The sequence below is a fragment of the Nostoc sp. NOS(2021) genome (assembly GCF_017115025.1).
Classification (GTDB): Bacteria; Cyanobacteriota; Cyanobacteriia; order Cyanobacteriales; family Nostocaceae; genus Nostoc.
The window spans coordinates 1-8995 of record NZ_JABXKM010000330.1 but is presented as its reverse complement, the minus strand read 5'-3'; the positions used below and the strand labels follow the sequence as shown (position 1 = coordinate 8995).

Here is an 8995-nt window from a genome sequence, read left to right as displayed (position 1 = left end):
CTCCCCTTAATCCCCTCCCCGCCGGCGGGGAGGGGAGACAAAACGCAGCTTTGGCTCTTTGGGGTTCTTCGGGTTTAATAAGTAATCAAGCGGACATGATATGAGTCCTATATACGAAAAACCAAGAAAGGCAACAAGCAGGGAATTAAGTCCCCCTTTTTAAGGGGGGTTGGGGGGATCTTCCGGGCCAAAATATCACTAACACTAAGCGTATTGAGTAGGGGCACACAGCTAGCTGTGCGCCCCTACTTCTTGGTATTTATTTAAGTTTTTCGTGAGCAGCCAAAATAATTTTTTCGGTTTCTTCCCAGCCAATACATTTGTCAGTTACAGAAATACCATATTTTAATTCTTCTTGTTTACCAGTAATTGGTTGACTACCTTCATACAAATGCGATTCCAGCATCATCCCAACTATTGATGTATTCCCATCCACTATTTGCTGAAGAATATTTTCTAAGACAGCACCTTGTAATTTGTAATCTTTATTGGTATTGCCGTGGCTACAGTCAATCACAATTCTCGGTGGTAAATTTGCCTGTTTTAATTTCTCTTCTACCAGTTTCACATTTGCTGGATCAAAGTTGGGTTGACTACCACCCCTTAAAATTACGTGACCGTAGCCATTACCTTTAGTTTTAAATACGCTGACCTGTCCGTTTTGATTAATTCCCAGAAAATTATGCGGGTTTCTAGCTGATTGTAGGGCATTCAAAGCTACTTGAATATTGCCATCAGTACCGTTTTTAAAACCCACAGGCATCGAAAGTCCACTTGCCATTTCGCGGTGAGTTTGTGATTCGGTCGTGCGCGCTCCAATGGCAGACCATGTAATCAGTTCACTAATGTATTGAGGTATGATTGGATCTAGGGCTTCTGTACCAGCAGGTAATCCCAACTCTGTAATTTTTAATAATAGGTTCCGTGCAATTAATAAACCATTCTCTACATGGAAAGAATCATCCATATCTGGATCGTTAATTAACCCTTTCCAGCCTACGGTTGTTCTTGGCTTTTCAAAGTACACTCGCATAATTAGTAGCAGGTTATCCTTAACTCGCTCGGCTAATATTTTCAACCTCTCAGAATATTCGAGCGCTGCTTTTGGGTCGTGGATTGAGCATGGGCCAACTACTATAAATTTTCTACGATCCTGAAAATCCAGGATATCTTCTATTTCCTGCCGATATGCTAAAACTCTTTGTTCGGCTAATTGTGTTAAAGGTAATTTTGATTTGACTTCATTGGGAGTTAACAAAACGCGATCATTCTCAATGTTAGCGTTGTCGATATTACTATTAAATAATTTGTTGTGCATGGGGATGCTCTGGCAATTTTATATCCGCACTTCAACTCCAGAGTGTAACACAAACCCATGAAATTTTAAAATAGCTTCTTTTTTACTTGACAAATTTCTAATTAGACTGTAGATGAAATTTAAGATAATAACTGAAAAGGGGGAAATATTTTCCCCCTTTTTTTTTGCTATTGGACTACTGACTCAGTGGTAGTGTATATCATCACTGCCATACAAAAACTTTGGCTTCGTATGGCCCCAAGTCAGTTATGATGCCATCGTCACCGGCTTCGACATCATAATTGGCTGTCCATTCGTGCCATGTACCAGGGCTAGGAAAGTTAGGAACATGATAGCCAGCTAGGAAGTTTTCTGAGAAATTTGCTATGACGACTACACGAGAACCTTCATCATTCCAACGAGTATAAGCTAATACTTTAGCCTCGGCATTTTCGTGGATAAAATCAATATTTTCGGTGTAGAGAGCATGATTATTTTTACGCAGGTTGGTTAAGCCTTTGTATAAATCAAATAAACTACGATTTAAATCATTCCCTAACAGCGTCCAATCGATTTTTGATGATTCAGGTTGTTTAGGTTTATACTCACCAAATTCCTCTCCCATCCAAATCAAAGGTACACCAACAGCAGTCATTAGGATGGCTACTCCTAATTTAGTCCGGCTAAAGGCTTCTTCGTCAAAAATATCACGGTTCCCCATTTCTACCATGACATGGTTGTGGTCGTGGTTGGTGAGGTAATTTACTACATTGGTAGTACCCAAGAAGCCTTGGCGCTTGCAGTCAATGACATCTTTTAGACGCTCTAAATCAAATGTATCGCCGCAGATATGTTCTAGAATGCAGTGATAAAAACTGTCATGCCAGCAACCATCCATTGGCCCATCTACATTGGTAATGCTGGTAGTTTCAGGAATGTGTTCGGCAACGTTGTAAAAAGGCTTCATGCTAGCAGTTTTTTTCGCTTCCTGAACAATCCAGTGCATGAAGTCGTAGTTTGCAATTTGCCGCGCCGCATCATAGCGAATACCATCAAGATGATATTCCCTAATCCAAAAACGGATTGTATCACTAATAAATGTCCACGCTGGATTAATATCTAATTTTTCGTCATAATGTTCATAATTAAACTCAGGGCCCCAGTTATTATCAGGGTCACGAGGTTCGTGATGATACCAATAATCGTGGTCAATTTGTGTTAAAGGAGCAGATGCTTCTGAGTGGTTATAAATACCGTCAAGAATTACACGAATACCTTTGCCATGACACTCATCAATCAATTTTTTTAACTCAGCAGTTGAACCATAACTAGATTCTGTTGCAAAGAAGTGGCGGGGGTTATAACCCCAACTATAATTACCAGGATATTCTTTAAGTGGCATCAACTCAATAGCATTGATTCCCAGATCACACAAATAATCTAACTTTTCAACGACGTGTTTGTACTTGCCTCGTGCATAAGGATCATCCTCGCCACCAGAAAAGTCACCCACGTGCAATTCATAAATTACTAATTCGTGGTCAGCGGGTAAAGGTTTATCATCATGTTGCCAAACATAAGTATCGGTAATCCTTTTGCCATCTTTGATGTTGACAACACCATCATCTTTTCCACTCTGTTCATCTATATCAGTTGCATAGGGGTCTGTAACATCAACCCATTGTTCTGGTTCAAAAAACCATGAATTTGACTGGATGCGGAATTTATATTTATAAACGCCGTCTTCTAGTTCAACACTTGTGCGGAAATAACCATCATCACCTTTTTCCATTGGAATTTCTTGCCAATCAGAAAAAGAACCAATTAATGCGGCTCCTTTGTTGTAAGGTGCAAATAAATTAAATTCAATTGGCTTTGCCATAGAAGTGTTTGTAATATCAATGGTTGATAGGAATATTCTCTGCTGCTCAATTGAATTTGCAAATCGCTCTAGAGAAAGAATTAGATAAGGAGTGCTTCTATCTTCAGGGATATTTTATGAATTGTTTATAAAATTTAACTGTATTTTTTTTATTTTTGGTTGTTTATAACATTTGTTAATTGACTAAAATACAGATTTAGTGTAATGCAAATTTTGCTGATAAAACTAATATTTTTAAAAAACTGTTGCATACAATTGCCAAAATTCAGTAAATAAATCAATAGTTTTTTATTAAATTCTAATACAGCAGATGTTCGGTAAAAATAGGATATTAAGTAGTTAAACAGAATTAATTACACAATGTCATTGCAAATGGAGCGGAATGAAGCAATCATAACAGCGATCGCTAATCAATATCATTCCTGTTCTAAAATCCTTTCTATATCTTGCCTTGCATAGAGAATCCACACAACTTCAATGCTTTCATCTCGCTCTTTGGGATATTTTTTTATTTGTCAGTCCCTGATGAGAGAAAAGCGTAGGCGTAGCCCCAATACGGTTCGGATAAGACACGATCCCCCCAACCCCCCTTAAAAAGGGGGAGCTAAAAATCGCTCTATTTCCCCCTTTTTAAGGGGGACTAAGGGGGATCTTTAAAGCCTATGCACCCTTAACCGAACCGTATTGGGCGTAGCCCGTCGTAGACATCGCCTGACGACAAGCTGCTTGTCTAATAATCGTCATTGCCACAAGACTAAAAAATGCAATTATAGCCAGTGTTATCCTAAGAAATATTAGGAATTAACAATTACTTGGGCAAATGACTATCACCGTTAATGTTTCTGAAGTAACTGCCAAGTTTTCTGAATTGCTGAGTCAGATATTACTTGGTGAAGAAGTCGTGATTGCTGAGAAAGGGATTCCAGTTGCACGCCTAGTTGCTCTCACAGATACAGCCTCACCTCGAATTCCAGGGTTGGATAAAGGTAAAGTTATCATCGCACCAGATTTTAACGAGCCTTTACCAGAAGATATCCTAAATGATTTTGACAGTTCTAATCTAGTTTAGCGATGAGAGTTTTACTGGATACCCATGCATTTCTTTGGTGGGTGACAGATGACCCTCAGTTATCTTCCACCAGTCGCAGTATAATTGCTGATTCAGGTAATATTTTATTTCTGAGCGTGGCAAGTGTCTGGGAGATTGTCATTAAGACTAAATCGGGTAAGCTAACTTTACCTGAACCTGTAGAAGAATATATTCCAAACCGACTAGCACTGAACCGCTTCGAGAGTCTAGATATTCAAATGACACACACTCTACAGGTTGCTACTTTGCCAAACATTCACCGAGATCCGTTTGACCGGATTCTGATTGCCCAAAGTCAAGTAGAGAATTTGCCAATTGTGACTATCGACCAAAAAATTGCACAGTATTCTGTCGAGACTATCTGGTAAAAAGATTTTTTTAGACAAGAGCGATCGCGACGACGGACTACGCTTACGCATTTATGTTGATAAGAGAAAAGCGTAGGCGTAGCCCGTCGTAGACATCGCTAATCAATATCATTCCTGTTCTAAAATCCTTTCTATATCTTGCCCTGCATAGAGAATCCGCACAACTTCAATGCTTTCATCTCGCTCAAAGTAAAAAATTAGATACTTTTTAAATCCCTTAACAGCCCATTTACGTAAACCTTGTAAACGAAGGTTATCCAGAGGATAACGGCTACCCATTCCAGGCATTCTTGCTAACTGTGCAAAAGTTTCTCTTACAGAGTCAAAAAATAAAAGAGCCGTGTCGGGGTTTTCTTGGGCAATGTAAACAAAAGACTCATCAATATCTAAACTGGCTTTGGGTGTAATGACTATCCGCTTTGTCATTATTTCTCTTGATGCAGCTGGTTTATCAAGTATGTGCGTTTTTGCTGCCACCATTGATCATTAACTTCTATTGCCTCTCCACTTTCAAGTCCTGCAATTAAAAGTTCTTCTATATGTTCTTGCATCTTGCGTTTTTGGTCTTGAGTGATTAACTCTTGGAGATATTCGCTAACTGAACCGTAGCCACCTTGAGCTACTTGTTCCTCAACAAAGACTTTCATCGACTCAGGCAAGGAAATATTAATGCTACTCATAACCTTGGCAGTTAGGTTTAACTATTTTTTCCATCTTATCAAGGTTGTTAGGCGTTGTCTTTGGAGAAATTTCTGCGATTAGCTTGCTTTATTGTAGGTGATGTCTAACGACAAGCTGAGGAAGCGTCTACGCATCTACTCAGGGACTTGCACAATGTGAGCGATTGCATTTCCCAAACGAGTAAAGTGATTTGGATTCAGGGTCAACAGAACGTCTACCTCTGCTTTAAAAGCAGCTTGAGCAATTAAAGCATCAAAGATACCGCCACCTGGAAGATTTAAAGTTGCCATTTGAGCGATCGCAGCCTCATAGTCATTGAAAATGAGTGGAACTCCCTCTAAATACAGTGACATATCTACAATAATCATCTGAGCTTGTTGGGGACTAATACGCGGCTGAATGGGTAAGCGTGTGATGACAGAATATGTTTCAGCTAAACTGTGAGTTGAGATAAACCCTTGAAATTGCCCAGATTTTGCAGCTTTAATCTTGGAAAAACAAACTGAATGTTGCGGGTGATTGACAATTAATGCAGGAACTAAGACAGAAGTATCAAACAAGACTTTCATTAAGCTATTTGATCCTGAATGCGTTCTTCTCTCAACTCATCTATAAAGGCATTAACATCAAAGTTTTCTGGTAATTCTGCCTCTACAACTAAAATCCCTTCTTTTCGATAAATGTTTGGTTGCTTAAGGGGCAGTACATTGGTCATCTCAGAGTTTTGTTGAGTATGTTCTTTAGTGACTTGTTGACTCAGCGTGTCAATTTTTTCTGCAATAGCTTGCAAAACAAACTGCTCAGTTGAAATTCCCTGACTGCTTGCCCATTTTTCAATCTTTTGTTGGAGTTGGGGAGGAAAGTTCATAGACGTAAATACAATTAACACTCCAATTGTAAAAGGCGATCGCCTACGGTGAGGTGAGATGATCGCGCTGTTGATGAAAGAAAAGCGATCGCCACAGCCGGGAAAACGGTAGAATTGCTCCGGCGTAGCCCATCGTAGACATTGCAATCTTAACTTTTGGTATGAATCGTTTGCTACTTTAAAATAAAAAGGATGCCCAGCCATGCCTAACGTCGAGAAAATAAGTGTTGCTCTCACACCAGAAATGGCTGCTTTTGTGCATGATGCGGTGGAATCTGGCGAATATGCCAGCAGCAGTGAAGTTATCCGCGAAGCACTACGCGACTGGAAGCAAAAACGCCTGTTGCAGTTGCAGAATATTGATGAATTACGCCGTCTTTGGCAAGAAGGAATTGACAGTAGTGCTGGGCAGTATACAGATATTGAAGCTATTAAGCAAGAAGCCCGTAGGCGTTTATTTTAAATACGAATTAGTCGTTTAAGCGATCGCCACAGCAAGGAAAACGGTAGGATTGCGATCGCTCTTAAGATTTGGACAAACTGACCTAACCGACGTTTTGGGATTGCACGGGGAGTAGACTGGCGTTGCAGGATTGCTAGATTTTCTCGAATTGTTGCTGTACTGGGATGATTAACTCCTAACACCCTTTGGCACATTGCCAAGGCTTGGATGTAGAGGGGTTCGGCATCGCTGTACCGCCCTTGGCTATTGTAGAGTAAAGCTAAATTGTTCAAGCCAGCAGCGACATTGGGATGGTCGCCAGCAAACAGCCGCTTCATCATCTCTAAGGCTTGGATGTAGAGGGGTTCGGCTTCGCTGTACCGCCCTTGGCTTTCGTAGAGTAATGCTAAATTGTTCAAGCTAGTAGCGACATTGGGATGGTCGCCAGCAAACAGCCGCTTGTTCATCTCCAAGGCTTGGATGTAGAGGGGTTCGGCATCGCTGTACCGCCCTTGGCTTTCGTAGAGTGCTGCTAAATTGTTCAAGCTAGTAGCGACATCGGGATGGTCGCCAGCAAACAGCCGCTTTCTCATCTCCAAGGCTTGGGTCAAGAGGGGTTCGGCTTTGCTGTACCGCCCTTGGCTTTCGTAGAGGAATCCTAAATTGTTCAAGCTAGTAGCGACATCGGGATGGTCGCCAGCAAACAGAGCTTGGCAAACATTTACGCATTGTTCATGCCAGGGTTCTGCTAATTTATATAATCCTTGTCCCTTGTAAAATCTTCCTATCCCCACAAATACCCAAATTACTCGATCGCTGGGGACTGATGCTGGAGAAATTATCTCTGCCTCTTTTGCTTGCTTTATCTCTGCAATTAAACGGTTTCCCAGGTCTTCGAGATGAAGAACAATATCTCTGATGCTTTCAATCTGCTCAGAAGTTGGTGAATCGGGAAGTATTTGGGCTTTAGCTATCATGGCAGTAGCAAAGGTTGTTTCTAAAACTAATTTGGTTTTGCCAGCATTCGCTAACTGCTCTTGCAAAAACCACCGCACTAAGGCATGAATTTTATAACATCCTGCTCTTTCTTCTAAGAGTTGCAGCAAGTTACGCCCGTAGAGTTGCTTTTTAGCTTCGTTTAATTCATTTTCTGACCAAGTTAGCTGTCTTTCTTCCTCATTTTCTGCTTCCCCTCCACCTGTTGCCACCCAAATAACCAAATCCCAAAGAATCAGTGCAGGAGAAAATAAACTCAAAAATCTTCCTAGTTGTTGCGCTAGTGGGTCGAGTTCTTCCCAAGTTAAAGCAAAAGCGGCTTTGACTCCCAGTTGAGTTGAGTTGAGAGTTTCCCGGTCTTGTAAAGCTAACTCTGCTAATTTACGTTCTTGCAATCGCCCAAACATCATATCTAAAGACATTTCCGGGTCGCGTACTAAATAACCTCCTACTAACTCTATCCCCAAGGGCAAATATTCCAGACATTCACATATTTTTGTTGCGGCTTGTGGTTGGTTTTCAACTCGCTTATCTTTTTCCCCCAACAGTCCTTTTAAGAGTTGTAAGGCTTTCCCTGGTTCTTTTTGGGGCGAGAGAACATCTAAAGGAATCTCTTGAATAAAATTCGGGTCTAAATGCCGCAATCGAGTAGTAACTAAAACTCGGAAGCGGTGAACATCGGGTACGACTTCGCGGAGGTTAGCTAGGTTGGTTACGTCATCGAAGACGATTAAAATAGGCAAGGCGGAGTTAGGATATCTAGACCAACACCAAGCGACTTGTTCTTTAAGGCTTAAAAGTCTTCCTCCTAATTCTTGGGGAATCTCCAAACCAAACTGCAACCGGAAAAACTCTAAAACTTCGGCGGCGAGATTGGTTTCTCTGTCGTTAAACCAAGTAATTCCCCCATAATCTTCTTGATATCGTCTTGCGTATTGGGTGGCTAATTCAGTTTTGCCTACGCCACCCATTCCCGCTATTGCTACATAGTCTTTACGCTGCAAGTCTTCATGCAGCATTGTCAGTTCGGTTTCTCGCCCGACGAAATTAACGGAACCGCGAGGGATAGATTTTGTGGTAGTTAGCTGTTTCTGCCCGTTAATAATTTGAGTGCCAATATTAACTTGAGCGCCAGGGGCAGCAAAAGCACCAATTTTTTCGGCAAGCTTCCCGGAGTCTTCAGGCATAGATAGTTAAATCTTGCTGTTCACGAGAACTAAAAAACCTCACTTCCATTCCTCTCTCCGAAACGGAGAGAGGCTTTGAATCTTAGAGGTTGTTTGAAAAGTGGTTGGCTGTGATCTTAATCGAATTATTACCCCCCTTAATCCCCCCTTATAAAGGGGGGAAACTGGAAAATCCAGTCCCCTC

At 41.1% G+C, this 8995-nt stretch carries 10 protein-coding genes; 3 read left to right on the top strand and 7 right to left on the bottom strand.

Annotation, left to right across the window (positions count from 1 at the left end; all coding sequences use genetic code 11):
• Positions 1–259: 259 nt before the first annotated feature.
• Together HWQ41_RS32345 and HWQ41_RS32340 are read right to left on the bottom strand one after the other, a co-directional pair.
• A complete protein-coding gene (locus HWQ41_RS32345) occupies positions 260–1318 on the bottom strand; it encodes a 3-deoxy-7-phosphoheptulonate synthase (RefSeq protein WP_292772058.1) in 1059 nt (352 codons plus the stop codon).
• A 202-nt stretch (positions 1319–1520) separates the two neighbouring features.
• Positions 1521–3179 (bottom strand): alpha-amylase family glycosyl hydrolase, encoded by a 1659-nt coding sequence (locus tag HWQ41_RS32340; protein ID WP_292772056.1) that lies wholly within the window; start codon positions 3177–3179, stop codon positions 1521–1523.
• Positions 3180–3999: 820 nt separating this feature from the next.
• On the opposite strand from HWQ41_RS32340, the gene HWQ41_RS32335 reads away from it, so the two are divergent.
• The gene (locus tag HWQ41_RS32335) at positions 4000–4248 is read left to right on the top strand and encodes a type II toxin-antitoxin system Phd/YefM family antitoxin (RefSeq protein WP_292772054.1); all 249 of its coding nucleotides are present in this window, start codon (positions 4000–4002) and stop codon (positions 4246–4248) included.
• Positions 4249–4250: 2 nt separating this feature from the next.
• Complete coding sequence (locus tag HWQ41_RS32330; RefSeq protein WP_292772052.1) at positions 4251–4637, top strand: type II toxin-antitoxin system VapC family toxin; 387 nt, start codon at positions 4251–4253, stop codon at positions 4635–4637.
• 108 nt (positions 4638–4745) lie between these two features.
• Here the strand turns inward: HWQ41_RS32330 and HWQ41_RS32325 are convergent, their stop codons facing one another.
• The 4 genes from HWQ41_RS32325 to HWQ41_RS32310 all read right to left on the bottom strand — a co-directional run bounded on the left by HWQ41_RS32325 (position 4746) and on the right by HWQ41_RS32310 (position 6186).
• Positions 4746–5063, bottom strand: coding sequence for a type II toxin-antitoxin system RelE/ParE family toxin (locus tag HWQ41_RS32325; protein ID WP_292772050.1), 318 nt, complete (start codon positions 5061–5063; stop codon positions 4746–4748).
• Positions 5063–5317 (bottom strand): type II toxin-antitoxin system ParD family antitoxin, encoded by a 255-nt coding sequence (locus HWQ41_RS32320; protein ID WP_292772048.1) that lies wholly within the window; start codon positions 5315–5317, stop codon positions 5063–5065. Before HWQ41_RS32320 ends, HWQ41_RS32325 begins: the two co-directional genes overlap by 1 nt.
• Positions 5318–5452: 135 nt before the next feature.
• Complete coding sequence (locus HWQ41_RS32315) at positions 5453–5887, bottom strand: PIN domain-containing protein (protein ID WP_292772046.1); 435 nt, start codon at positions 5885–5887, stop codon at positions 5453–5455.
• Entirely contained in the window at positions 5887–6186 is a 300-nt protein-coding gene (locus tag HWQ41_RS32310; RefSeq protein ID WP_292772044.1) for a hypothetical protein, read from the bottom strand. Before HWQ41_RS32310 ends, HWQ41_RS32315 begins: the two co-directional genes overlap by 1 nt.
• Positions 6187–6388: 202 nt before the next feature.
• Here HWQ41_RS32310 and HWQ41_RS32305 point away from each other — a divergent pair, with 202 nt between their 5' ends.
• Positions 6389–6649 carry a type II toxin-antitoxin system ParD family antitoxin gene (locus tag HWQ41_RS32305; RefSeq protein WP_292772042.1) on the top strand — a complete coding sequence of 87 codons (261 nt, stop codon included), beginning with the start codon at positions 6389–6391 and terminating at the stop codon, positions 6647–6649.
• On the opposite strand, the gene HWQ41_RS32300 is transcribed toward HWQ41_RS32305, so the two are convergent.
• A complete protein-coding gene (locus tag HWQ41_RS32300; RefSeq protein ID WP_292772040.1) occupies positions 6646–8811 on the bottom strand; it encodes a tetratricopeptide repeat protein in 2166 nt (721 codons plus the stop codon). The two genes, HWQ41_RS32305 and HWQ41_RS32300, sit on opposite strands and share 4 nt — an antisense overlap.
• Positions 8812–8995 lie beyond the last annotated feature (184 nt).